This is a genomic window from Pseudomonas sp. D3, assembly GCF_029320995.1.
In the GTDB taxonomy this organism is placed as follows: Bacteria; Pseudomonadota; Gammaproteobacteria; order Pseudomonadales; family Pseudomonadaceae; genus Aquipseudomonas; species Aquipseudomonas paraveronii.
The window spans coordinates 4,153,506-4,177,816 of sequence record NZ_CP119772.1; the positions used below are offsets into that span (position 1 = coordinate 4,153,506).

Genomic DNA, 24,311 nt, shown 5'->3' on the forward strand with positions numbered 1-24,311 from the left:
TGCTTTAATTGCCCGGGCGGTAAAAAACCACCTCGAAATTCCCGCAGGGCACGCTAAACTGCGCGCCTTGGCCATCGTTTAGCCAAACAGGTCAGGCGCACAGCGCCTGAACCCACGAATTCCCTGAAAGAGTAGTGAACATGACTCAAGTCAAACTGAGCACCAACCACGGTGACATCGTCATCGAACTGAACGCCGAGAAAGCGCCGATCACCGTCGCCAACTTCATTGAATACGTGAAAGCCGGCCACTACGAAAACACCGTTTTCCACCGTGTCATTGGCAACTTCATGGTCCAGGGCGGCGGTTTCGAGCCTGGCATGCAAGAAAAGAAAGACAAGCGCCCAAGCATCCAGAACGAAGCGGACAACGGCCTTTCCAACGACAAATACACCGTCGCCATGGCCCGTACCATGGAGCCGCATTCGGCCTCCGCGCAATTTTTCATCAACGTCGCCGACAACGCCTTCCTCAACCACAGCGGCAAGAACGTGCAGGGCTGGGGCTACGCGGTGTTTGGTAAAGTCACCGAAGGCACTGACGTCGTCGACAAGATCAAAGGTGTTGCCACCACCAGCAAAGCCGGCCACCAAGACGTACCAGCAGACGACGTGATCATCGAGAAAGCCGAGATCATTGAGTGATATTGCTGATTTCAGACTTGCATCTGGAAGAGGAGCGCCCGGACATTACCCGGGCGTTTCTGGATTTACTCCACGGCCGCGCCCGTGGCGCCCAGGCGTTGTACATTCTCGGGGACTTCTTTGAAGCCTGGATTGGCGACGATGGGATCACCCCTTTCCAGCGCTCGATTTGCGCGGCCCTGCGCGAACTGAGCGACAGCGGCACGCCGATTTTCATCATGCATGGCAACCGTGACTTCCTGCTCGGCAAGGCGTTCTGCAAAGCCGCAGGCGCCACCTTGCTCAAGGACCCGAGCGTCGTGCAGCTCGCCGGCGAGCCCGTGCTGCTGATGCACGGCGACAGCCTCTGCACCCGCGACGTCGGCTATATGAAGCTGCGGCGCATCCTGCGTAACCCGATTGCGCTGTTTATCCTGCGTCACCTGCCCCTGCGCACCCGCCACAAGCTGGCCCGCAAGCTGCGCAGCGAAAGCCGGGCGCAGACGCGGATGAAGGCCAACGACATTGTCGATGTCACCCCCGAGGAAGTGCCGCGGGTGATGCAGCAGTTCGGCGTGCGCACCTTGGTCCACGGCCATACGCACCGCCCCGCCATTCATAAGTTGCAGATTGGTGACCAGGCGGCCAAGCGCATTGTGCTGGGGGATTGGGACAAGCAAGGCTGGGCATTGCAGGTGGATGAGCAAGGGTTTCAGTTGGCGGCGTTTGACCTTGTGAACCCGCAACTGGCGCTTCCCGGCGCCTGACCAAATGTGGGAGGGGGCTTGCCCCCGATGGCGGTGTATCAGTCAGCCTGTTTGAAGCTGATACACCGCTATCGGGGGCAAGCCCCCTCCCACAGTTGATTGCATTCCAGTCTTGGCTGATTGCATTCCTGCCTTGGTTGATTGCATTCCAGCCCGGGCAGATCAGTGCCCTGATGCAGCCGGCCCTGCCTTCGCGGTGAACGGCGGCTTGGCCAGCCACACCAGCAGCATCAAGCCCATGAACATCCACCCCAGCAACGTGAAGTAATCCACGGTGGACATCATGTACGCCTGGCTGGTGAGGATCTGGTCCAACTGCGCATAAGCCTTGTGCCCTGCCCCACCGAGTGCGTCCAGTGCATTGCGGGTGGCCGCGTCATAGGTGGTCATGTTCTCGCTCATGTACGCATGGTGCTGGTCCGCGCGGCGAATCCAGATCCACGTGGTCAGCGAGGCCGCGAAGCTACCGCCCAGGGTCCGCAGGAAGGTCGCAAGACCTGCACCGTCGGCGATCTGGTGCGGCGGCAGGTCGGACATCAGGATGCTCAAGGTCGGCATGAAGAACAGCGCCACGCCGATACCCATGAACAACTGCACCAGGGCGATGTGCTGGAAGTCCACCTCATTGGTGAAGTTGGCGCGCATGAAGCAGCTCAAGCCAATCGCCAGGAACGCCAGGCCCGCCAGCAGGCGCAGGTCGAATCTGTGCGCGTACTTGCCGACAAACGGCGACATCAGCACCGGCAGAATACCGATCGGCGCCACCGCCAGGCCGGCCCAGGTCGCGGTGTAGCCCATCTGGGTTTGCAGCCACTGCGGCAGGATCAGGTTGATGCCGAAGAAGCCCGCGTAGCCGAGGACCAACACGATGGTGCCGATGCGGAAGTTGCGGTAGGCGAACAGCCGCAGGTTGACCACCGGGTGTTTGTCGGTCATCTCCCAGATGATGAACACCGCCAGGGCAATCACCGAAATCGCCGCCCCCACGAGGATGAAGTTGGACTCGAACCAGTCCAGGTCGTTGCCCTTGTCGAGGATGATCTGCAACGCGCCGACCCCGACGATCAAGCTCAACAGCCCCACATAGTCCATCGGCTGGTAGCTGGTGACCACCGGGCGTTTCTTCAGTTGCGAACGCACCACCATCACCGCAAAGATGCCGATGGGCACGTTGATAAAGAAGATCCACGGCCAACTGTAGCTGTCGGTGATCCAACCGCCGAGGATGGGACCGGCAATCGGCGCCACCACCGTGACCATCGCCAATAACGCCAGGGCCATGCCGCGCCTCGCCGGCGGGTAGACCGCGATCAGCAGCGTTTGGGTCATCGGGTACAACGGCCCGGCCACCAAGCCTTGCAGCACCCGAAAGCCAATCAGCTCGGGCATCGAAGTGGAAATACCGCAAAGAAACGAGGCCAGCACGAACAGAATGGTGGCCCAGAGAAACAGCTTCACCTCGCCAAAGCGCCGGCTCAACCAGCCGGTCAGCGGCAGGGCAATGGCGTTGCTCACCGCGAACGAGGTGATCACCCAGGTGCCCTGCTCCGAACTCACACCGAGGTTGCCGGAGATGGTCGGCAACGCCACGTTGGCGATCGTGGTATCAAGCACCTGCATGAAAGTCGCCAGCGACAGGCCAATAGTGGCCATCAGCAAGCTGGGCGGCGAGAAGGACGCGTTATTGCTCATCAGCGTTGCGCAGCCTTGGGCGCGGCGAGGCTGTTGTCATGGATCAACTGAGTGATCATGGCGTCAGCCTCGGCCAATTGGCGATCATACACATTGGTGGTGAACGAGGCCTTTTGCGGCGCCTGTTGCGCCAATACCGGGCCGCTCTGGTCGTGCAGGTCAACGTTGACCACGGTGCTCAAGCCCACGCGCAGCGGGTGCTTGGCCAATTCTTCAGCATTGATATGAATGCGCACCGGCACCCGTTGCACGATCTTGATCCAGTTGCCGGTGGCGTTCTGCGCAGGCAGCAAGGCAAACGCACTGCCGGTGCCGGCGCCGAGGCTGTCGATGGTGCCGCTGTACTTCACATCGCTGCCGTAAATGTCAGCTTCGATGTCCACCGGCTGGCCGATGCGCATATTGCGCAGCTGGGTTTCCTTGAAGTTGGCGTCGATCCACAACTGGTCCAGCGGGATCACCGCCATCAATGCCGTGCCCGGCTGCACGCGCTGACCCAGTTGCACGGTGCGCTTGGCCACATAGCCGGTCACGGGGGCGATCAAGGTGCTGCGCGCATTGCCCAGGTAGGCCTGGCGCAGTTGCGCGGCGGCAGCTTGCACGTCCGGATGGGACGAGATCACGGTGTCATCCACCAGGGCGGTACTGGTCTTGAGCTGCTGTTCGAGGTTGGTCAGGGCGTTCTTGGCCGCAGTCAGCCCGTCGCGGGCGTGGGACAGCTCCTCCTGGGAAATCGCCCCCCCCTGGGCCAGCGTCTTACGCCGGTTGAAATTGTCCTGGGCGGTTTGCATGTCGGCTTTCTGCGCATTGACCTGGGCTTTTATGCCATCGACGTTGCTGTACAACCCTCGCACCTGGCGCACGGTGCGGGCCAGGTTGGCCTGGGCACTTTGCAGGCCGACGGCTGCGTCGTTGGGGTCGAAGTTGATCAGCACCTGGCCTTCGTGGACCAGGTCGCCATCGTCGGCGCCGATGCTGACCACCGTGCCGGTGACCAGCGGGGTGATTTCCACCACGTTGCCGTTGACGTAGGCGTCGTCGGTGCTTTCATTGAAGCGACCGTAGAGTTCATACCAGCCCCACACGCCGACGACGCTGAGGATGACGATCAGCGTCAGGCCGATCAGCATCACTTTACGTTTGCGTGGGTTGTTATCGGGTTTTCCCGTTGCGGTGTTGCTTTCGGCAGTGGCCATGTCAGTTACCTCAAATTATTCCGTGCGTGTAGCTGGGGTGGTCGACGCCACGTTTGCGGCGCTGTAGCCGCCACCCAGGGCTTGCATCAATTGGATCGACAAATCGATTTGCGCGGCATTCAGGGCCGCTAGCTGGCGCTGCGCTTGCAGCAATTGCTGCTCGATGCTGAGCACGTCCAGGTAGTTACCGATTCCAGAGCTGTAACGCAGCATCGCGGTGTCGTAGGACTGCTGGGCAATGTCCGCGGCGTGTTGCTGGGCCTGGATCTGCCGACCGGTTTCGCGCAGTTGTGAAAGGGTGTTGCCAATATCGCCCAGGGCTTGCACCAAGGTTTTGTTGTACTGGGCCACAGCCAAGTCGTAGTCGGCATCACGCGCATCGAGGTTGGCGCGCAGGCGACCGCCGTCGAAGATCGGCAGCGAGATCGTCGGCGCAATGTTGAAGAACCGGCTGGCCGAACCGAACATCGCGTCCCCCAGCAACGACTCGGCCCCGGCGCTCGCGCTCAGGTTGAGGTTGGGGTAGAAGTTGGCCTTGCCGGCGGCGATGTTCTTGCTCGCGGCCTCTACACGCCAACGGGCGGCGATCAGGTCCGGGCGGCGGCCCAGCAATTCGGCGGGCAGCACCGAAGGCACTGCGACGGCGCTGGGCTTGAGCACCGCCGGACGCGCCAGTTCGTTGCCGCGATCCGGGCCTTTGCCGAGCAACACCGCCAGGGCGATTTTGGCGCTCTGCAGTTGTTTTTCCGCATCGATCAGTTGCGACTGGGAGCTGGCTTCCAGGCTTTCGGTCTGTTGGAACTGGTACTGGCTGTCGATGCCTGAGTTGAGGCGGCGCTGGCTCAGGTTGAGCATTTGCCGGGTGCGTTTGAGGTCGTCATTGGCCAGGTCACGCACGATATGGGCCTGGCCCAAATCACTGTAGGCCTTGGCCACATCGGCCGCCAGGGTCAGGCGCGCGGCCTGTTGGTCGACTTCGGCGGCGCGGGCCTGGCCCAAGGCGGCTTCCCAGGCAGCACGCTGGCCGCCCCAGAGGTCGAAGTTGTAGTTGAAGCTCGCGCCGATATTTCGCACGGTCGAGTAGGCATCGCCCTGCCCCAGCGGGTCCTGGTCCTTGGCCAGGCGCGAACGGCTGACACCGGCGCTGGCGTCCAGGGTCGGCATGCGTGCGGCATTGGCGGCATAGGCGGCGGCTTCGGCCTGATGGGCACGGGCGCTGGCCACTTGCATGTCGGGGCTGTTTTGCAGGGCTTCCTGGATCAGGCCGTCGAGCTGCGGGTCGCCGAGGCTTTTCCACCAGTCGGCGCTGGGCCAGGCGGCGCTCGACAGGGTCACGCCGGTCAACGACTTACCGGTCTGCAGGGTGTTGGCGTCGAGGCGCTGGCCCTGAGTGTCGAGGCCGCTGAAGTTGGCGCAACCGGCCATGCTCATGGCCGCCAGCACCAGGCAAAGGGCACGTGTGTTCATTCTCTACCTACCCGCTGAAGGGTGATGGGATCACCGGCAGCTATCAGAATTTTCTTGAGGATTTTTTCCAGGGTTTGCAACTCACCCGGTTCCAGTGCGCTGGCCAACTGGTTCAACGCCTCGGCGCCGATGTAGGGCAGCATGTCCGCCAGGCGCTGACCGTCATCCGTCAGCACCAACTGCACTTGGCGGCGGTCCAGCTCCGAACGCTTGCGACCAAGCAGGCCCTTTTGCTCCAGGCGGTCGAGCATGCGGGTCATCGAACCGCTGTCCAGCGACAGGTTGCGGCACAGCTCCGCCGGGGTGTCGACCCCGAACTGCGCCATGATGATCAACACCTTGAACTGCGCGGCGGTGATGCCGTGGGGTTCCATATGGGTGTCGATGATCTTGTCTTTAAGGATGGCCGCACGGCCGAGCAACAGCCCAAGTTGGCAGTTGTGGAAGTTGTCCGGGGTGAAGTGCTTCATCGAAAGTCACCTTATTACTGCCTAGGCAGTGAATGTGTGACGAGATATTACTGCTTAGGCAGCGAATGTCAAATGGAATAATTAGCTTGCTTGGTATGTGCGAGCGAGCCCGCTCGCACTTTTTCATCGACGGCGGATCTAGAAATCCCGTTTGTAGAAAATATCCAACGAACTGGCCACGCCACTGGCCACTTCCAGGTAGACCTTCTTGCTCAACAGGTAGCGCAAAGCAATGGTACTGGCCGGCTCGAACACCCCAACCCCATAACGCAGGCTGAGTTTCTCCGAGATCTTGCCGCTGGCAACCACGGCGGTGTTGGTGCCGCTGCCTTGGGTATCGAGCTCGAAATCCTGGATGCCGAGGTTCTTGGCGATGTCCGAGGTCACCCCGGCACTGCCCATCAAGCCCAGGCCCAGCGCCGCTTCCGCCAGCATATTGTTGTCTTCGCCCGTGGTGGTGCGCGAACGTCCCAGCACGAGGTATGACAACGCATCCTCCTGAGCCATGGCCGGCTCGGAGAAGATCTGCGTCGTCGGCTGTTCGGCACTGCCACTCAAACGGATACCAGCGGTGACGGTCCTGGAGGACTCGGTAGTGACCCGCACCGCTTCGATATCCAGGAACGGTTGATCAAGAGGCCCGGCGAACAACAGCCGCGCTCGACGCACATTGAGCTTCTGACCATAGGCACGGTAGCGCCCATCGTTCAGCCACAGCTCACCACGGGTGTCCAGGTTGTCGCCGATATGCACATGCCCCTGCACTTTGGCAGTGAGGCCGAAGCCCGAAAAGTTGAGCTGGTCTTCACCGACCGCCACGTCGATATCCATCGCCATTGCCATGGGTGGCGTGCCCTCTGCGGTCTGGCTGCCGACGATCACCGTGTCATCCGAGACCTTGACCGTCGACGGCGGCAATTCGCGCACAGTGATATCACCGCGCGGGATCTGCACCTTGCCGGCGATCGCGAGCTTGTCGTTCTTCAGGCTGATCTTCAGGTCGGGCGCGACTTCCAGCACCGCGTAAGGTTCGACGGTGACCGGCAGTTGCGAGCCTTGCAGGCTGAGGTCGACCACCAGGGCGCGACTCCAGTCGATATGGCCCTTGAAGCTACCCTGCCCGGCTTTGCCGCTGTGCCAGCCGCCATCGAGTTGCACACTTTCGCCAGCAATCAGCGCCTGCACGTTCAAACCTTCGAGGCTGATCGGCAGTTGCGGCCCGGAAATTTCGCCACCCACCAGGTTCACGTTGCCGTTGACCAGCGGCGCCAACAGACCACCGGAGATACGCCCATTGCCGTTGAGCTTGCCGTGGAGTTTTTCCACCATCGGCACAAACGGCCGCGCCACAGCAAGATCGAGACCGGTGAGGCTGAAGGTGCCGCTGATCGGCTTGTTTTTCGCCAGCGGGTTGATCTGTGCCTGCAACAGCAACTCACCGAGTTTGCCGCCCTGGAAGTTGAGCCGGGTGTCGATGCGCTTGGGGTTGAGGGTGGCGTCCAGTTTCAGCGTGTCGTAGGGGAAATCCAGCCACTGGTGCTTATCCTTGACGCGCAAAATGCCGCCGCTGGCATCCACCGCGATCACGCCTTTGGGGCCGCTGGCCGGTAGGTCGAGCTGTACGTCGGCGTTGAGCGTGCCCTGCCAGGCAAAGTCCTTGGGCAACCAGGCGGCCAGGCTGTCGATGGGGAATTGCTTGAGGTGATAACGCAGCTTCGGTTCGGGCATCAGCCGCTGGTCTTCACCGCACAGGCTGGCCGTGCCTGCGACCCAGCAGTGAGCGGCGAAGGTCAACTTGCCATCGGCCAGGCGCTCGATTTTCGCCGGGGCCTGCAGCTTCCAGTCCTGGCCACCGGCTTGCACGTCACCGCTGGCCAGGCGCCCACGCCAGTTGCCTTTGTCGAGGTTGCCGTCCAGGGCCAGGGCCAGCTTGACCAGTGGGCCGGCCAGATCCAACTGGACCTTCTGCTGCCTGATATCGCCCTGGGCGCTGGCAGTCAGTGTGCCGACTTGGGTGTCGCCGCTTTGGATGCCACTGCCCTTGAGGTCGATCTTCGCGCGCTGGGCGTTGTCGAGCGTGGCGTCGAGGCTCAGGCTTTGCAGGCGATTGTCGGCAAACGCCAGTTGCTGGCCCTTAAGGTCGAGTTTGCCTTGCGGCGCTTTGAGGCTGCCGGCCACATCGAGTCGGCCATTGATCTGCCCGCGCAACTGCGGCCACAACTGGGCCAGACGCGTCAGTTTGATATCGATCTGCCCCGCCAGGCGTTGTTGCAGGCTGCCGCTGCCGTTGATGCGGTTGTCGCCCAGGCGGATATCCAGGTTGGCCAGGGTCCATTGCTCGCCCGCGCCTTCGGCCTTGGCGGCCAACACGGCGGGCTGCCCGCGAAGACGGCCCTTGAGGTCGAGGTCGGCGTTCAGCTTGAGCTGTTGGTTTTTGAACTCGCCTTTGCTGCGCAGCGGTCCGGCCAGGGTGCCCGGTAATTCCGCGAGCCAGTACGCCGGGTTCAACGCCGACAGGTCGAGCGCCGTGTCCCAGGCGATGCCGTCGGCGAACTGCAGGTTGAGGTGGCCCACGGCCTTGCCTTGGCCAGCGGCCAGTTTCAGCTCGGGCAGGAACACTTGCTTGAGGTCGCCACTGAACGGTGTGACCACATTGAATTTGCCGGCGGGGCCATCGAGGTCGGCCTTGAGGTTGCCGAGGTAGTTGCCGTCCTTATAGGAAATTTCGCCATTGAAGGTGCGCACGGTGACCTGCGGCTCGTCGATCAATGGGTAGAGGCGATGCCAGGGGAAGTCCAGCCAATCGATCTTGGCGTCGGCACTGAAGCCTTGCTGCCAATCCAGCTGTGCCGTGAGTTTCAGGCTTTGTTTGTCGCCGGCCGTCAGATCCAGACCGGCGATTTGCGCGCCCTTGGCGTCCACCCGACCTTGCAGCAGCATAGCCACCGGGCCTTTTTCCGCCGGCAGTAAGGCTTTGCCGAGCAATTGGTAACCGCTGTTCAGGTCGCCTTTGGCGGTCAGGTCCAGTTGATTGAGTTGCAGGGTGTCCGGCAAATCGGCGCTGGGTTTGAAGGCGTCGGCGGTGATGTGCAGTTGCGCCGGCAGGTTTTCCACCAGCGGCTGCAACTCGCCGCTGAGCGTGGCCGACAGGTAGCCGCTGCTGTCGGCGTCGAGCTTGAGGGTCTTGAGCAGGTCGCCATCGACCTTGAGCGCGACTGTCCACGGCGCGCCGTCTGGCGCGTAGGGCAGGCTCAGGTTGCCGCTGGCGGTCAACGGCCAGTCGCCGACAGGTTGAAGCAGGCCCGACAGGTCCAGCACAAGGTCGTCGCGTTGCAGGTGTACGGCATCGATTTGCAGGCCGGCGGCGGTCCAATGTGCGGCCAATTGCAGGTCCTTGAGTTCTTCACTGCCGTTAAATAGCAGGCTGCCGACGCGAACCTCGCCCAACTGGAGCGCAACCGGCAACTTCAGCGCCGGCAACTGAAGCGGCCCGCTGCTCTCTTCGGTGCTCGGCGCAAATTGCAGGCTGACTTGATCCACATCCAACCGATCAATGCACAGCGTCATGCGCAGCAGGCAGGCTGGCGACCAGTCAAAGGTCGGCGCATTAAGTTCGACGCGACTGCTGCCCTGCTGCCACACCAGATGATCGGCGCGCCACTGACCGCCCAAACGGCCCTGGAAATTGTCCACGTTCAAGCCCGGCACCTGGCCCAACGCCCAACGGCTGCCCGCCTGGGTCCCGAGTACCGTCCACAACGCCAGCAACACCACGCCCAGGAGGCCGACGGCAACCAGCCCGGCTATTTTCAAACCACGCATCACAGCTCAGGCCCCATGGAAAAGTGCAAACGAATACCGCCCGGGTCTTCCAGGGCATGGGCCAGGTCGAGGCGAATCGGCCCGACGGGGGACACCCAGCGCAGGCCGACGCCCACGCCGGTTTTCAGGCTGGGCATTTCCAGGGTGTTGAAAGAGTTGCCCTGGTCGATAAAGGTCGCGATCCGCCATTTTTCGGCGATGGAATATTGATACTCAGCGCTCAAGGCCACCATGTAGCGGCCACCGATGCGGTCGCCGCGGTCGTTCTCCGGCGACAGGGTCTGGTACTCGTAGCCACGCACGCTCTGGTCGCCACCGGCAAAGAAGCGTAGCGACGGCGGCACCGACTTGTAGCCGTTGGTGGCACTGCCGCCGATTTGCGCCCGTGCGAGGAAGCGGTGGTTGTCCCACAAGGTGGTCAGGCCTTTGACCATGGCCGTGCCGTAAAGCAGGTTGGTGTCGGAGCCGAGACCTTCCTTGGCCAGCTTGGTGTCGAATTGCAGGTGGTAGCCGTGGTGGGGATCGATGCGGTTGTCGCTGCGCAGATAGGAATAGCTGAGCCCCGGCATCAGCAGGTTGCTGAGGCCCGAATCGTCGCCCAAACGATACTCTTCACGCTGCCACTTGAGGGAGATCACCCGGGTCCAGCCGCTGGGCAACTTGCTGTGCCATTCCGGGCCGAGAGTGAGCAATTTACTCAGGGTGTCGGTGTTGGCCAGCTCTTCATTCTGGTAGCCGCCGGCGAAACGCAGCTTGTCGGTAAGCGGTGGGTCGAGCGGGATGTCGTACCACAGGCCGACGTTCTGCCGTGGCGCCGACAGTTCGGCTTCCCAGCCGTAACTGTGACCCTGGGAGTTGACCCAGTGGCGCGTCCAGTTGGCCTTGCCCCGCGGGCCGACGTCGGTGGAAAAACCCAGGCCCAGGCCCATGGTGCGTGGCTTGCGGGTTTCCAGTTGCACCGCGACCGGAATGACATCGTTAGTCGACGCGGCCGGCGCGGCGTCCACCCGCACGCCCTCGAAAAAGCCGCTGCCTTGCAGGTTCTGGTTCAGCTCGGCGATCAGTTCGGAATCGTAGGGCGCACCGTTTTTGAACGGCACCATGCGCTGCAGCAGCTCTTCATCAAAGGGCGTATTGCCGGCAAAGCTGACCTTGCCCAAGGTGTAACGCGGGCCGCTGTCATACACCAGTTCGATATCGGCGACGCCCGCCTTGGGGTCGACCGACAGGGTCTGGCGGGTAAAGCGCCCACTGAAGAAACCGTAGCGCGAGGCCTGGTTCTGGATCAGACGCTTGGCGTCTTCGTAATGGCCGTGGTTGAGCACGGCGCCGGTTTGAAGGTCGTGACTGGCGGGCACACGAAAGGCTTTGAGGGCCGCCGCCGGGCCATCGACCCGAATAGTCACGTTGCGCAAATGCACCGGTTCGCCGGGGTCGATGGTGAGCGTCAGGCGCGGGTTCTTGCCGCCCTGCACATCACTGCTGATCCGCGGCTGATAGAAGCCCAAGGCCTGGGCCGCTTTGCGCGCCTGCTCCTCGGCGCCACGGCTGAACCGCAGCAACGCTTCTTCATCGCGATCGCCTACCCCGCCGATGTAGCCTTCGATGTTGGCTTTCAACGCGTCGTTTGAGGGTTTGACGCGCACGTCCAGTTCGCTTTGCGCCAAAGCGCCGCAGCTTGTGAACAGCAGAATCAAGCCGCTGGTAAATCTTCCTGGAAACTTCATAGGCGCGGATGCTACACGAGCTGGGGAGCGTCTTTGAACTCGGATTTATCTGAAAAATCCTGACTCAAGTCGTTGCCGCCTGTAACGGCTGCGGATTGGCATGGAAAAACACATGCTCAAGGACCGGTCCTATGGCGACTTCGCCGATTTCCTCATAGCCCTGACGCTTGTAGAACTCCAGGTAACGCGAGTTGCCCGTATCGAGCACCACGCCGGACGAATGCGGGTCCTCGGCGCACCAGTCGTGTACCGCGCCGAGCAGTTGCTCACCGAAGTGCTTGCCTTGGAATTGCGGGTGAATGCCCAGCAACGGCAATACATGCACCGACTCGCTGGGCAGGCACGCCAGTACCGCTTGGTGATAATCCAGGTAACGCCGCGTACCGCGCACACCGGTGCTCAACCACATGCGCAATTGCCAGGCCCAGCTCTCGGTGATGCCCAGGCGCCGCTGGGGCGGCGCGATCAACGCAATGCCGATCAAGCGGTCGTCGACGAACAGGCCGATGGCGGGAAGTTTCTGGAAGAAATGCTGTTTGACCAGCTCGCGCACGGTGGCGCGCACCCGCTGCTCATACCCCGGGCGCTCAGCTTCGAAGATGTAGGCGAACGTCGGCTCATGGCGATAAGCCTGGTACAACAGGGAGCGTGCTTCGCGGGAATAGTCGCTATTGAGCAGACGGATTTCGGCAATCGCAGTTGAAGTGTCAGGCATACGGTGAATCTCCCTGGGCGCCATTCAAAAGACGGCGTTCTTATGGGTACGAACTTACGCAGCGCGAGTCGTTCCCAGACATTAGCAGTGCATCCGTCCTACCGCCACGCTGGCCCCCGTCCGACTTGTCGGCTAGCATCGCCCTTTTGCCAGACTGGACAGCCGACCATGAAAATCGTCTCTTTCAATATCAACGGGCTACGGGCTCGCCCGCATCAGTTGGCGGCGCTGATTGAAAAGCATCAACCCGATGTGATCGGCCTGCAGGAAACCAAGGTCCACGACGACCAGTTCCCGTTGGCCGACGTGCAGGCCCTGGGGTATCACGTGTACTACCACGGCCAGAAAGGCCATTACGGTGTCGCCCTGCTCTCGCGCAAAGAAGCATTGAGCGTACACAAGGGCTTTGCCAGCGATGAAGAAGACGCCCAGCGTCGCTTTATCTGGGGCACCTTCGCCGATGCGCAGGGCAACCCGGTCACCATCATGAACGGCTATTTCCCCCAAGGCGAAAGCCGCGACCACCCCACCAAGTTCCCGGCCAAGCAGCGCTTCTACGCCGACTTGCAACAGTTGCTGGAAAGCCAGTTCAGCAACGACCAGGCGCTGGTGGTGATGGGCGATGTGAATATTTCCCCGCAAGACTGCGACATCGGCATTGGCGCCGACAACGCCAAGCGTTGGCTGAAAACCGGCAAGTGCAGCTTCCTGCCGGAAGAGCGCGAGTGGATGGCCCGCCTGAAGAACTGGGGCCTGGTGGACAGCTTCCGCCACCTCAACCCCGACGTGACCGACCGTTTCAGTTGGTTCGACTACCGCAGCCGTGGGTTTGAAGATGAGCCCAAGCGTGGCCTGCGTATCGACGTGATCCTGGCGTCCAACGGCTTGCTGCACAGGATCAAGGATGCGGGGGTGGATTACGAACTGCGCGGCCTGGAAAAACCCTCGGACCATGCGCCGATCTGGCTGGAATTGAGCTGATTTCAAGGACGACGCGCTTAAACAATGTGGGAGCAAGTTCCTTCCATATTTTTACGCCTGGGTGTCAGTCATATTACTGAAACCCAACTGACTTAATCTCGCAGCACTCCCTTTGCCTTGAGACGGTGCCGGCATGATCCCGCGCGTTCTGTTACTGCTGACCCTTTTTCCGCTGTTTGCCGTTAGCGCGCCGCTGCCCGTTCCCGATCAGGGCCCCGCCTTGCGCATCCAGGGCTCTAACACGATTGGTGCGGCGCTTGGCCCGGCGCTGGTCAAGGGGTTGATGGAGCGGCAGGGTCTGCAAGGGGTACACGCTGAACCCGCCGAAGGCGCCAATGAAATGCGCGTGATCGGCAAGACTCGCCAGGGCCAGACGCTGACCATCGAGGTCGCGGCCCATGGTTCCAGCACCGGGTTTGCCGCGCTGCACAAAGCCAGCGCCGACCTTGCCGCCTCATCCCGCCCGATCAAAGACACCGAGTTGGTGGACCTCGAACCCCTGGGCGACCTGAAAAGCCCCGAGGCCGAACAGGTGATCGCCATCGACGGCCTGGCCATCATCCTCAACCCACGCAACCCGCTGAATACGCTGAACACCGAGCAACTGGCGCAAATTTTCAACGGAGAGATCAGCACCTGGGAGGCACTCGGCGGCATCGGCGGGGCGATTCATTTATATGCACGGGATGACCAGTCGGGCACCTATGACACGTTCAAGGACCTGGTGCTCAGCCGTCGCGGCAAGCCCCTCGCGGCGTCGGCCAAGCGGTTCGAGGCCAGCGAGCAACTGTCGGATGCGGTGAGCCAGGACCCGCAAGGCATCGGCTTTATCGGCCTGCCCTATGTGCGCCAGGCCAAGGCGGTGGCGATCGTCGACGGTGACTCGCAACCGATGTTGCCGCTCAACAGCCTGATTGCCACCGAGGACTACCCGCTGTCGCGCCGCCTGTTCTTTTACCTGCCGCCGACCACGCACAACCCGTGGGCCAAGGCGCTGGTGGACTTTACCCAAAGCAGCAAGGGCCAGGCGATCGTGGCGGCCAACGGGTTTATCGCGCAGCGGGTCCAGGCGATGGGCGTGGAGCCGCGCCCTTCGATGCCCGAGGACTATCAGGCAATTGCCCGCGAGGCCCAGCGCCTGACGGTGAATTTTCGCTTCGAAGAAGGCAGCGCCAGCCTGGACAACAAAGCGCGCCAGGATGTCCAACGCGTGGTGGCGTATATAAAAAGCCACGACAAGCTCGACAAGCAGGTGACGCTAGTGGGGTTCGGCGATATCAAGAATGACCCGCAACGCGCGGCGCTGTTGTCCAAGCTGCGAGCGATGGCGGTGCGTCGGGAACTGGTCAAGAACGGCGTGGTGCTGCGCGATATTCGCGGGTTCGGCGCGCAGATGCCGGTGGCGGCGAATACGGCGGATGAAGGCCGGATCAAGAATCGGCGGGTGGAGGTGTGGGTGTACTGAGACCTTAGCCTTGCGGTGTTCGGAATGGCCTCATCGGGAGCAAGCCCCCTCCCACCCTAGACCGCGTTCTCATGCACAACTCGGTCAACTGTGGGAGGGGGCTTGCTCCCGATGGCAGGCGACGCGGTGTTACTGCCCGCCGCGCATCAGCTCTTTAGGCACATACTTGCCAACCTCGAACTTGCCGATCGCCGCACGGTGGACTTCGTCCGGGCCGTCGGCCAGGCGCAGGGTGCGTTGCATGGCGTACATGTAGGCCAGCGGGAAGTCGTTGGAGACGCCCGCGCCGCCATGGATCTGGATCGCGCGGTCGATCACCTTCAACGCCACGTTCGGCGCCACGACCTTGATCTGCGCGATTTCGCTTTTCGCCACTTTGTTACCCACGGTGTCCATCATGTACGCCGCCTTCAGGGTCAGCAGGCGTGCCATGTCGATTTCCATCCGCGAGTCGGCGATCTTGTCGATATTGCCGCCCAGGCGCGCCAACGGTTTGCCGAACGCGGTACGGCTGATGGCGCGTTTGCACATCAGTTCCAGCGCGCGCTCGGCCATGCCGATGGAGCGCATGCAGTGGTGAATGCGGCCAGGACCAAGACGTCCCTGGGCAATTTCAAAGCCACGGCCTTCACCCAGGAGGACGTTTTCATACGGCACGCGCACGTTATCGAACAGCACTTCGGCGTGCCCGTGGGGCGCATCGTCATAGCCGAATACCGGCAGCGGGCGCACGATTTTCACGCCAGGAGCGTCCACCGGCACCAGGATCATCGAGTGCTGCTGATGGCGCGGCGCATCGGGATTGCTCAGGCCCATGAAGATCAGGATTTTGCAGCGCGGGTCACAGGCGCCGGAGGTCCACCATTTTTTGCCGTTGATCACCCACTCGTCGCCCTGGCGCTCGGCGCGGGCAGCCATGTTGGTCGCATCCGATGAGGCGACGTCGGGCTCGGTCATGGCGAAAGCCGAACGGATCTCACCGCGCAGCAGCGGTTCGAGCCAGCGCTGTTTCTGTTCGGCGTTGGCATAGCGCACCAGCACTTCCATGTTGCCGGTGTCCGGCGCGGAGCAGTTGAACGGCTCCGGGCCCAGCAGCGAACGGCCCATGATTTCCGCCAGCGGCGCGTATTCAAGGTTGGTCAGGCCGGCGCCCAATTCGGATTCGGGCAGGAACAGGTTCCACAGGCCTTCGGCTTTCGCCTTGGCTTTCAGCTCTTCCATGATCGCGGTGGGCTGCCAGCGGTCGCCTTCGCTGACCTGGCGTTCGAACACCGGTTCGGCTGGGTAAACGTAAGCGTCCATGAACGCAGTGACGCGTTCACGCAGTTCCTGAACTTTGGGCGAATAGGCGAAATCCATGAGCAGCTCCCTTCTTTGAGAGGTTGTTTAGGTCATGCAATCGATGCTAGAACAGCGCTGATAATTTACCTAGCCTATTCTCGGCGTGTATTAACATTCATCACCGATATATGATCGGGGCATGGACACCTAACAATAAGAGCGCAACGAAATGAATCTGAGCAAGGTCGACCTCAACCTGTTTATCGTCTTTGACGCGATCTACACCGAAGCCAACCTGACCCGTGCCGGGCAGATTGTCGGCATCACCCAACCGGCGGTGTCCAATGCTCTGGCACGCCTGCGCGAGACCTTCAACGACCCGCTGTTCGTGCGCACCGCCCAAGGCATGGTGCCCACGCCGATGGCGCAGAACATCATCGGCCCGGTGCGCAATGCGCTGTCATTGCTGCGGGTGTCGGTGCAGGAAAGCCGGATTTTCAACCCGCAGCAAGCGGCCAAGACCTACCGCATCAGCATGACCGACTTGACCGAGGCGGTGATTCTGCCGCTGCTGTTCCAGCGCCTGCGTCGCCTGGCACCGACGGTGGTGATCGAGAGTTTCCTGTCCAAACGCCGCGAGACCACCAAGGAACTGGCCGCCGGGCGCCTGGATTTTGCCGTCGATGCGCCGCTCAACACCGACCCGCAGGTGCGTCATGTCAAGCTGATGGAAGACCGCTACGTGTGCGCCATGCGCAAGGGCCACCCGATGGCGGGCAAGGACAAGTTCACCCTGGATGATTACCTGTCGCTGACCCATATCCATATCTCCAGCCGCCGCAACGGCTTGGGCCATGTCGACCTGGCCCTGGGCAAGATGGGCATCCAGCGCAAGATCGCCCTGCGCTCCCAGCATTACCTGATGGCCTCGCAAGTGTTGCAGCAGACCGACATGGTGATGACCGTTCCCGAACGCTTCGCCCGCCGTCATGAACTGCACTGGTTCAATCTGCCGGTCAACGACGTGCCAGCGGTGGAAACCCACTTGTACTGGCACGAAAGCACCGACCAGGACCCGGCCAACCGCTGGATGCGTGAGCAAATGATCGAGTTGTGCCAGCAGGTCACAGCCCATGAAAATAAGCTGGATAAACAACAAGCCTGAGGTTGAAGAACGCCCCCTGTGGGAGGGGGCTTGCCCCCGATGGGCTGCGCAGCGGCCCTTGACGTTTACGTCAACCTGACATTAGCTTAGCGCCAAGACCTTCTTGAGCGCCCTCATGAGCACGACCTACAGCATCTCCGACCTCGCCCGCGAGCTCGACATCACCACCCGCGCCATTCGCTTCTATGAAGAACAAGGCCTGCTGGCCCCGGAACGCCGGGGCCAGGAGCGCATCTACTCGGCGCGGGACAAGGTCAGCCTCAAGCTGATCCTGCGTGGCAAGCGCATCGGTTTTTCCCTGGCAGAGTGCCGTGAGCTGATCGAACTCTACGACCCCACCAGCGGCAACCATATCCAACTCAACAGCATGCTGGTGAAGATCGCCGAGCGTCGCGAACAGTTGGAGCAGCAGTTGTTGGATATCGAACAAATGAAGCTGGAACTGGACACCGCCGAAGAGCGCTGCACCCAGGCCCTGGCCGAAACCATCCAAGGCCAGGCTGGCCGTTGATCATAAGGTAGTTGCCATGTCCCTCCCCTCCCACGTGCGCCTGGTCGAAGTCGGCCCGCGCGACGGTTTGCAGAACGAAGCCCAACCCATCAGCGTGACCGACAAAGTGCAGTTGGTGGATGCCCTAAGCGCCGCCGGCCTGAGCTATATCGAAGTCGGCAGTTTTGTCTCGCCTAAATGGGTGCCGCAGATGGCCGGCTCCGCCGAAGTCTTTGCGCAGATCCAGCGCAAGCCCGGCGTGACCTACGGCGCACTGGCGCCGAACCTGCGCGGTTTTGAAGATGCGCTGGCCGCCGGGGTCAAGGAGGTCGCGGTGTTTGCCGCCGCGTCCGAGGCGTTTTCCCAGCGCAACATCAACTGCTCGATCAGCGAAAGCCTGGAGCGATTCGTGCCGATCATAGCGGCCGCCAAACAGCAGGGTGTCAGTGTGCGCGGCTATGTGTCCTGCGTGCTGGGGTGCCCCTATGAAGGCGCGGTCGCCCCGGAACAAGTGGCGGCGGTGGCCCGCGAGCTGTTTGCCATGGGCTGCTACGAAGTATCCCTGGGCGACACCATCGGCACCGGCACGGCGGGGGCCACGCGCCGGCTGTTCGAGGTGGTGGGCGCGCACGTGCCACGGGACAAGTTGGCGGGGCACTTCCATGACACCTATGGGCAGGCCGTCGCCAACGTCTATGCCAGCCTGCTGGAAGGGATCAACGTATTCGACAGCTCTATCGCGGGCCTGGGCGGTTGCCCCTATGCCAAAGGCGCCAGCGGTAACGTCGCCACCGAAGATGTGGTGTACCTGCTCAACGGCCTAGGGATCGAGACCGGGATCGACCTGGAGCAATTGATTCTCGCGGGCCGGCAGATCAGCAACGTACTGGGCCGACCCAGCGGCTCACGCGTTGCCAAGGCGCGTAACGCCAGTTGAGTCGCTTAGCCGTGACAATGTGTTACCGCAGGCCGGCCAGACGAGTAACACGGGAACATATTTTGTCGTGTTTGCTACAGACCATTTCCTACAAAAAATACAACACATTGATTTTAAAAGATTTTTAAAAGTTGGCACGGCTTCTGCTATCTCTATTACATAACAAGAATAAAAAGCGCCAAACCTAATAAAAATAAGACGAAACGACTCTGACATAACAAAAACAACACGGCAGAGACGCAGCTAACAGATTTTTTTGGAGAAGATGTGCTTCGCAGGGTACGGCTTGCCGAAACCCGCAACCGGATAGAGAAAAATAAAACTACCTCAGGTAGCTACCCACTGGTTGGATCGCGTGCGAAGAAGCAGATCAGCGCTCAAAAAAATACGTTTGCTCTTGACCCCGAATGGGGGTCGCCAAAAACAGCGGTAAAGGGTAACGGTTGCTAAAAACAACAATAGACCGCCCCTCAATAATAAAAAAAGAGCACGTAACAACAAATTAAAGGGGACCTTCGGGTCCCCTTTGTGCTGTCTGGGATTGCGCAATTTTCAAGCACAGCCTCGATTTAAACTGTGGGAGGGGGCTTGCTCCCGATGGCAGTGTGCCAGTCATTGAGTGGGTTGACTGATGCACCGCTATCGGGAGCAAGCCCCCTCCCACAGTTTGATTGCAGGGTGTCAGCCCCGTCCCAGTGGCGTGAGTATGAAGGCGGCGACCACGCGATCATGGTCGGCTCGGTGAAGAACCTCATCGTGCCCCAGCGGAACGCCGGGCCATTAGTGTATTGCCACGGCAAGATAGTCGCCCTGCCCATGCCGGCCTAAGCCACACATCCAATCATGTGGGAGGGGGCCCCTCCCGCTGGGTTTCAGTGAGGCAACTAAGACTGCGTTCGCAGCTCCTCAAGCGAAATCTCGCGCATGCGAAATTTCTGGATCTTGCCCGTCACCGTCATCGGAAACGCGTCGACAAACTTGAAATACTTGGGCGTCTTGTAGTGCGCGATACGGCCCTTGCACCAGGTTTGCAGTTCCAGCTCATTGGCCACATGCCCGGGATGCAACTTGACCCAGGCGACGATTTCTTCACCGTAACGCTCATCGGGGATGCCAATGACCTGCACATCGGCCACCGCCGGATGGGTGAAGAAAAACTCTTCCAGCTCGCGCGGGTACACGTTCTCGCCACCGCGAATAATCATGTCCTTATTGCGCCCGACGATGCACACGTAGCCGTGCTCGTCCATGGTCGCCAGGTCACCGGTGTGCATCCAGCCGGCGGCGTCGATGGCGTCGCGGGTGCCGTCGGGGTTGTTCCAGTAACCGAGCATCACGCTATAGCCTCGGGTACACAGTTCGCCGATCTCGCCGCGCACGACGGTGTTACCGGCCAGGTCGATGATCTTGCTTTCCAACTGCGGCTGGGTGCGGCCGACTGTGGTGACGCGGCGCTCCAGATCGTCATCGGCGCCGGTCTGCAGGGACACCGGGCTGGTTTCGGTCATGCCATAGGCAATCTGCACCTCACTCATGTGCATCTCGCTGATGACCCGGCGCATCACTTCGATCGGGCACGTGGCACCGGCCATGATGCCGGTACGCAAGGTGGCCAGGTCGAACTCGCCCCGCCGTGGGTGATCGAGCATGGCGATAAACATCGTCGGCACGCCGTACAGGCCGGTGGCGCGTTCTTCGGCAACGGCGGTCAGGCTCAGCAGCGGATCGAAGCCGTCGTTCGGGTAAATCATGGTGGTGCCGTGGGTGATGCAGCCCAGGTTGCCCATCACCATACCGAAGCAATGATAGAGCGGCACCGGGATCACCAGGCGGTCCTGCGCAGTCAGGCCCAGGCTTTCGCCGACCATGTAGCCGTTGTTGAGGATATTGTGGTGACTGAGGGTGGCGCCCTTAGGGAAGCCGGTGGTGCCGGAGGTGTACTGGATATTGACGGCCTGGTCGAAGTGCAGGCTGGCTTGGCGCGCGCTCAACCGCTCAGGCGCGATGCCTGTACCGAGGGCCGAGAGCTGCGACCAGGGCAGAAATCCCGAAGGTGGACTGGCGGCGAGGCTGATCACGCCCCGCAGGTCCGCGAGCTTTTCGCAGTTCAATTGGCCGATGGATTGCTCCGCCAGCTCAGGCACCAACGCCTGCAACATTGCGTGGTAGTCGGAGGTTTTGAAGGAACCGGCACACACCAACCATTGGCAACCGGATTGCTTGAGCACGTATTCCAGCTCAGTGCTGCGGTAGGCCGGGTTGATATTGACCAGAATCACCCCGAGCTTGGCGCTGGCCAACTGGCTGATGCACCACTCGGCGCAGTTCGGCGCCCAGATGCCCAGGCGGTCGCCAGTTTGCAGGCCCAACGCCAGCAGCGCGCGGGCGTGCAGGTCAACGCTCTCGGCCAGTTGCCGCCAGGTGTAGCGGCGTTGCTGGTGACGCACCACCAAGGCTTCCCCGTCGGGATACTGCGCAACGGTGTGATCGAAGGCCTGACCGATCGTCATGGCCAATAAGGTCTTGTCCTGAGAGCCACGGCTGTAGCTCTGATTCGGTTGATCCATAACGACCCCTGTTGTCTTTTTTGTAGGTTGACGTAAACGTAAACTACGATTGACAGCGCCGCAACGCAAGTTTACGTTAACGTAAAGGTGAGCGCCCCTCCCCCGGCGCCGTCACCCCACAACAACAAAGCTCAATAAAGGTGCCTTCCATGAGTTATCCCTCCCTGAACTTCGCCCTCGGCGAAACCATCGACATGCTGCGCGACCACGTGCAGTCCTTCGTGGCCAAGGAGATTTCTCCCCGCGCGGCACAAATCGACATCGACAACCTGTTCCCCGCCGACCTGTGGCGCAAGTTCGGTGACATGGGCCTGCTGGGCATTACCGTGGCAGAAGAATACGGCGGTGCCGGCCTGGGTTACCTGGCCCATGTGGTGGCCATGGAAGAAATCAGCCGGGGTTCGGCGTCGGTGGCGTTGTCCTACGGGGCCCACTCCAACCTCTGCGTGAACCAGATCAACCGCAACGGCAACCATGAACAGAAACTCAAGTACCTGCCCAAGTTGATCAGTGGCGAACACGTTGGCGCCCTGGCCATGAGCGAGCCGAATGCCGGCTCCGACGTGGTCTCGATGAAACTGCGCGCCGACAAGCGCGGCGACCGCTACGTGCTCAACGGCAGCAAGACCTGGATCACCAACGGCCCCGACGCCAACACCTACGTGATCTACGCCAAGACCGACCTGGAGAAAGGCCCCCACGGCATCACGGCGTTTATCGTCGAGCGCGACTGGAAAGGCTTCAGCCGCAGCAACAAGTTCGACAAGCTCGGCATGCGCGGTTCCAACACCTGCGAGTTGTTCTTCGATGACGTGGAAGTGCCCGAAGAAAATATCCTCGGTGTACTCAACGGCGGCGTCAAAGTGCTGATGAGCGGCCTGGACTACGAGCGCGTCGTACTGTCCGGCGGCCCGACCGGGATCATGCAAGCGTGCATGGACCTGATCGTTCCCTACATCCATGACCGCAAGCAGTTCGGCCAGAGCATCGGCGAATTCCAACTGATCCAAGGCAAAGTCGCCGACATGTACACCCAGCTCAACGCCAGCCGCGCCTACCTGTACGCGGTGGCCCAGGCCTGCGAGCGCGGTGAAACCACGCGCAAGGACGCGGCCGGGGTGATCCTCTACAGCGCCGAACGCGCCACACAAATGGCCCTCGACGCGATCCAGATCCTGGGCGGCAATGGCTACATCAACGAATTCCCCGCCGGACGCCTGCTGCGTGACGCCAAGCTGTACGAAATCGGTGCCGGCACCAGTGAGATCCGCCGCATGTTGATCGGTCGCGAACTCTTCAACGAAACCCGCTGAAGGAGCGCGTCATGGCCACCTTGCACACCCAGCTCAACCCGCGCTCGGCGGAATTTGCCGCCAACAGCGCGGCGATGCACCAACAGGTCGACGCCCTGCACACCCTGCTCGCCCAGGTGCAGCAAGGCGGCGGCGCCAAGGCTCAGGAGCGCCACACCTCGCGTGGCAAACTGCTGCCGCGTGAGCGGATCAACCGCTTGCTCGACCCGGGCTCGCCGTTCCTGGAACTCAGCCAACTGGCCGCCCACCAGGTGTATGGCGAAGACGTGCCCGCCGCCGGGGTGATTGTCGGGATCGGCCGGGTTGAAGGCGTCGAATGCATGATCGTCGCCAACGACGCCACGGTGAAAGGCGGCTCCTACTACCCGCTGACGGTCAAGAAACACCTGCGCGCCCAGACCATCGCCGAACAGAACCGCCTGCCGTGCATCTACCTGGTGGATTCCGGCGGCGCCAACCTGCCGCGCCAGGATGAGGTATTCCCGGACCGCGAGCACTTCGGGCGGATCTTCTTCAACCAGGCCAACATGAGCGCCCAGGGTATCCCGCAGATTGCGGTGGTGATGGGCTCGTGTACCGCTGGCGGTGCCTATGTGCCGGCGATGGCGGACGAAGCGATCATGGTACGCCAGCAAGCCACCATCTTCCTCGCGGGCCCGCCGCTGGTGAAAGCCGCCACTGGCGAGGTGGTCAGCGCCGAAGACCTCGGCGGTGCCGATGTACATTGCAAGATCTCCGGCGTGGCCGACCACTATGCCGACAGCGATGAACACGCCCTGGCCCTGGCACGGCGCAGCGTGGCCAACCTCAACTGGCGCAAACAGGGCCAGTTGCTGCAACGCACACCGGTGGCGCCGCTGTACAGCAGCGAAGAGTTGTACGGCGTGATCCCGGCGGATGCCAAGCAGCCGTTCGATGTGCGCGAAGTGATTGCGCGGCTGGTGGACGGTTCGGTATTCGATGAGTTCAAGGCGCTGTTCGGCACCACCCTGGTCTGTGGTTTTGCGCACTTGCACGGCTACCCGATAGCGATCCTGGCCAACAACGGGATTCTGTTCGCCGAAGCCGCACAAAAAGGCGCGCACTTTATCGAGCTCGCCTGTCAGCGCGGGATTCCTTTGCTGTTCCTGCAAAACATCACCGGTTTTATGGTCGGCCAGAAGTACGAAGCCGGCGGCATCGCCAAGCACGGCGCCAAGCTGGTCACGGCGGTGGCCTGCGCCAAAGTACCGAAATTCACCGTGATCATCGGCGGCAGCTTTGGCGCCGGTAACTACGGGATGTGCGGCCGCGCCTACGACCCGCGCTTTTTGTGGATGTGGCCCAACGCACGCATCGGCGTGATGGGCGCCGAACAGGCGGCCGGCGTGCTGGTGCAGGTCAAGCGCGAGCAGGCCGAACGCGCCGGCAATGGGTTCAGTGCCGATGAGGAAGCGGCGATCAAGCAGCCGATCCTCGACCAGTACGAAACCCAGGGCCACCCCTATTACTCCAGCGCACGCCTGTGGGATGACGGCGTCATCGACCCGTTGCAGACCCGCGAAGTACTAGCCCTGGCCCTGTCTGCCGCGCTGAACGCCCCCATCGAGCCGAGCCGCTTCGGCGTGTTCCGCATGTAAATGGAGCTGTACCC

Annotated in this window: 18 protein-coding genes and 1 pseudogene; 10 read left to right on the forward strand and 9 right to left on the reverse strand. The window is 61.6% G+C overall.

Going from position 1 to position 24,311, the window contains the following annotated elements; translation table 11 throughout:
• Positions 1-140: 140 nt before the first annotated feature.
• Together P3S72_RS18850 and lpxH are read left to right on the forward strand one after the other, a co-directional pair.
• Positions 141-644: a peptidylprolyl isomerase gene (locus tag P3S72_RS18850; protein WP_276193574.1), complete on the forward strand. Its 504-nt coding sequence runs from the start codon at positions 141-143 to the stop codon at positions 642-644.
• The gene (lpxH, locus tag P3S72_RS18855; RefSeq protein ID WP_276193575.1) at positions 641-1,390 is read left to right on the forward strand and encodes a UDP-2,3-diacylglucosamine diphosphatase; all 750 of its coding nucleotides are present in this window, start codon (positions 641-643) and stop codon (positions 1,388-1,390) included. Before P3S72_RS18850 ends, lpxH begins: the two co-directional genes overlap by 4 nt.
• Positions 1,391-1,552: 162 nt before the next feature.
• Here lpxH and P3S72_RS18860 read toward each other — a convergent pair whose 3' ends face one another.
• From P3S72_RS18860 to P3S72_RS18890, 7 genes are all read right to left on the reverse strand, one after another.
• On the reverse strand, positions 1,553-3,082 hold the full coding sequence (locus P3S72_RS18860; RefSeq protein WP_276193576.1) for a DHA2 family efflux MFS transporter permease subunit: 1,530 nt from the start codon (positions 3,080-3,082) through the stop codon (positions 1,553-1,555).
• Complete coding sequence (locus tag P3S72_RS18865; RefSeq protein ID WP_276193577.1) at positions 3,082-4,278, reverse strand: HlyD family efflux transporter periplasmic adaptor subunit; 1,197 nt, start codon at positions 4,276-4,278, stop codon at positions 3,082-3,084. Before P3S72_RS18865 ends, P3S72_RS18860 begins: the two co-directional genes overlap by 1 nt.
• 15 nt (positions 4,279-4,293) lie before the next feature.
• The gene (locus P3S72_RS18870; RefSeq protein ID WP_276193578.1) at positions 4,294-5,745 is read right to left on the reverse strand and encodes an efflux transporter outer membrane subunit; all 1,452 of its coding nucleotides are present in this window, start codon (positions 5,743-5,745) and stop codon (positions 4,294-4,296) included.
• On the reverse strand, positions 5,742-6,215 hold the full coding sequence (locus tag P3S72_RS18875; protein WP_247407614.1) for a MarR family transcriptional regulator: 474 nt from the start codon (positions 6,213-6,215) through the stop codon (positions 5,742-5,744). The genes P3S72_RS18870 and P3S72_RS18875 overlap by 4 nt, the downstream gene beginning before the upstream one ends.
• 138 nt (positions 6,216-6,353) lie before the next feature.
• Positions 6,354-10,037, reverse strand: a complete 3,684-nt coding sequence (locus tag P3S72_RS18880; RefSeq protein WP_276193579.1) for a translocation/assembly module TamB domain-containing protein — start codon at positions 10,035-10,037, stop codon at positions 6,354-6,356.
• Positions 10,037-11,764, reverse strand: coding sequence for an autotransporter assembly complex family protein (locus P3S72_RS18885; protein WP_276193580.1), 1,728 nt, complete (start codon positions 11,762-11,764; stop codon positions 10,037-10,039). Before P3S72_RS18885 ends, P3S72_RS18880 begins: the two co-directional genes overlap by 1 nt.
• A 64-nt stretch (positions 11,765-11,828) precedes the next feature.
• Positions 11,829-12,479 (reverse strand): GNAT family N-acetyltransferase, encoded by a 651-nt coding sequence (locus tag P3S72_RS18890; protein ID WP_276193581.1) that lies wholly within the window; start codon positions 12,477-12,479, stop codon positions 11,829-11,831.
• Between the two features lie 168 nt (positions 12,480-12,647).
• Between P3S72_RS18890 and xthA the strand changes: the two genes are divergently transcribed.
• Both xthA and P3S72_RS18900 read left to right on the forward strand, forming a co-directional pair.
• Positions 12,648-13,460, forward strand: a complete 813-nt coding sequence (gene xthA / locus P3S72_RS18895) for an exodeoxyribonuclease III (protein WP_276193582.1) — start codon at positions 12,648-12,650, stop codon at positions 13,458-13,460.
• A gap of 133 nt (positions 13,461-13,593) precedes the next feature.
• A complete protein-coding gene (locus P3S72_RS18900; RefSeq protein ID WP_276193583.1) occupies positions 13,594-14,925 on the forward strand; it encodes a phosphate ABC transporter substrate-binding/OmpA family protein in 1,332 nt (443 codons plus the stop codon).
• A gap of 129 nt (positions 14,926-15,054) precedes the next feature.
• Here P3S72_RS18900 and P3S72_RS18905 read toward each other — a convergent pair whose 3' ends face one another.
• Entirely contained in the window at positions 15,055-16,284 is a 1,230-nt protein-coding gene (locus P3S72_RS18905; protein WP_276193584.1) for an acyl-CoA dehydrogenase, read from the reverse strand.
• Positions 16,285-16,435: 151 nt separating this feature from the next.
• Between P3S72_RS18905 and P3S72_RS18910 the strand changes: the two genes are divergently transcribed.
• The 4 genes and pseudogenes from P3S72_RS18910 to P3S72_RS18925 all read left to right on the forward strand — a co-directional run.
• On the forward strand, positions 16,436-17,371 hold the full coding sequence (locus P3S72_RS18910) for a LysR family transcriptional regulator (RefSeq protein WP_276193585.1): 936 nt from the start codon (positions 16,436-16,438) through the stop codon (positions 17,369-17,371).
• A gap of 115 nt (positions 17,372-17,486) precedes the next feature.
• A complete protein-coding gene (locus tag P3S72_RS18915; RefSeq protein ID WP_253396847.1) occupies positions 17,487-17,882 on the forward strand; it encodes a MerR family DNA-binding transcriptional regulator in 396 nt (131 codons plus the stop codon).
• A 16-nt stretch (positions 17,883-17,898) separates the two neighbouring features.
• Positions 17,899-18,798: a hydroxymethylglutaryl-CoA lyase gene (locus P3S72_RS18920; RefSeq protein ID WP_276193586.1), complete on the forward strand. Its 900-nt coding sequence runs from the start codon at positions 17,899-17,901 to the stop codon at positions 18,796-18,798.
• Positions 18,799-19,410: 612 nt separating this feature from the next.
• Positions 19,411-19,626 (forward strand): annotated as a pseudogene (locus tag P3S72_RS18925) (flavin reductase family protein); the annotation flags it as partial.
• Positions 19,627-19,682: 56 nt separating this feature from the next.
• Here the strand turns inward: P3S72_RS18925 and P3S72_RS18930 are convergent.
• The gene (locus tag P3S72_RS18930; protein ID WP_276193587.1) at positions 19,683-21,365 is read right to left on the reverse strand and encodes an AMP-binding protein; all 1,683 of its coding nucleotides are present in this window, start codon (positions 21,363-21,365) and stop codon (positions 19,683-19,685) included.
• Positions 21,366-21,514: 149 nt separating this feature from the next.
• On the opposite strand from P3S72_RS18930, the gene P3S72_RS18935 reads away from it, so the two are divergent.
• Together P3S72_RS18935 and P3S72_RS18940 are read left to right on the forward strand one after the other, a co-directional pair.
• Complete coding sequence (locus P3S72_RS18935) at positions 21,515-22,678, forward strand: isovaleryl-CoA dehydrogenase (protein WP_276193588.1); 1,164 nt, start codon at positions 21,515-21,517, stop codon at positions 22,676-22,678.
• An 11-nt stretch (positions 22,679-22,689) separates the two neighbouring features.
• Positions 22,690-24,297: a carboxyl transferase domain-containing protein gene (locus tag P3S72_RS18940; RefSeq protein ID WP_276193589.1), complete on the forward strand. Its 1,608-nt coding sequence runs from the start codon at positions 22,690-22,692 to the stop codon at positions 24,295-24,297.
• Positions 24,298-24,311: the final 14 nt, after the last annotated feature.

Excerpts from the sequence above, each read along its gene's own strand:
- P3S72_RS18880 (WP_276193579.1), bottom strand. The coding sequence starts at position 10,037 with ATGCGTGGTTTGAAAATAGCCGGGCTGGTTGCCGTCGGCCTCCTGGGC.
- P3S72_RS18890 (WP_276193581.1), bottom strand. The coding sequence starts at position 12,479 with ATGCCTGACACTTCAACTGCGATTGCCGAAATCCGTCTGCTCAATAGC.
- P3S72_RS18915 (WP_253396847.1), top strand. The coding sequence starts at position 17,487 with ATGAGCACGACCTACAGCATCTCCGACCTCGCCCGCGAGCTCGACATC.
- P3S72_RS18865 (WP_276193577.1), bottom strand. The coding sequence starts at position 4,278 with ATGGCCACTGCCGAAAGCAACACCGCAACGGGAAAACCCGATAACAAC.
- P3S72_RS18920 (WP_276193586.1), top strand. The coding sequence starts at position 17,899 with ATGTCCCTCCCCTCCCACGTGCGCCTGGTCGAAGTCGGCCCGCGCGAC.
- P3S72_RS18940 (WP_276193589.1), top strand. The coding sequence starts at position 22,690 with ATGGCCACCTTGCACACCCAGCTCAACCCGCGCTCGGCGGAATTTGCC.
- P3S72_RS18935 (WP_276193588.1), top strand. The coding sequence starts at position 21,515 with ATGAGTTATCCCTCCCTGAACTTCGCCCTCGGCGAAACCATCGACATG.
- P3S72_RS18850 (WP_276193574.1), top strand. The coding sequence starts at position 141 with ATGACTCAAGTCAAACTGAGCACCAACCACGGTGACATCGTCATCGAA.
- P3S72_RS18910 (WP_276193585.1), top strand. The coding sequence starts at position 16,436 with ATGAATCTGAGCAAGGTCGACCTCAACCTGTTTATCGTCTTTGACGCG.
- P3S72_RS18870 (WP_276193578.1), bottom strand. The coding sequence starts at position 5,745 with ATGAACACACGTGCCCTTTGCCTGGTGCTGGCGGCCATGAGCATGGCC.
- P3S72_RS18860 (WP_276193576.1), bottom strand. The coding sequence starts at position 3,082 with ATGAGCAATAACGCGTCCTTCTCGCCGCCCAGCTTGCTGATGGCCACT.
- P3S72_RS18905 (WP_276193584.1), bottom strand. The coding sequence starts at position 16,284 with ATGGATTTCGCCTATTCGCCCAAAGTTCAGGAACTGCGTGAACGCGTC.
- xthA (WP_276193582.1), top strand. The coding sequence starts at position 12,648 with ATGAAAATCGTCTCTTTCAATATCAACGGGCTACGGGCTCGCCCGCAT.
- P3S72_RS18875 (WP_247407614.1), bottom strand. The coding sequence starts at position 6,215 with ATGAAGCACTTCACCCCGGACAACTTCCACAACTGCCAACTTGGGCTG.
- P3S72_RS18885 (WP_276193580.1), bottom strand. The coding sequence starts at position 11,764 with ATGAAGTTTCCAGGAAGATTTACCAGCGGCTTGATTCTGCTGTTCACA.
- P3S72_RS18900 (WP_276193583.1), top strand. The coding sequence starts at position 13,594 with ATGATCCCGCGCGTTCTGTTACTGCTGACCCTTTTTCCGCTGTTTGCC.
- P3S72_RS18930 (WP_276193587.1), bottom strand. The coding sequence starts at position 21,365 with ATGGATCAACCGAATCAGAGCTACAGCCGTGGCTCTCAGGACAAGACC.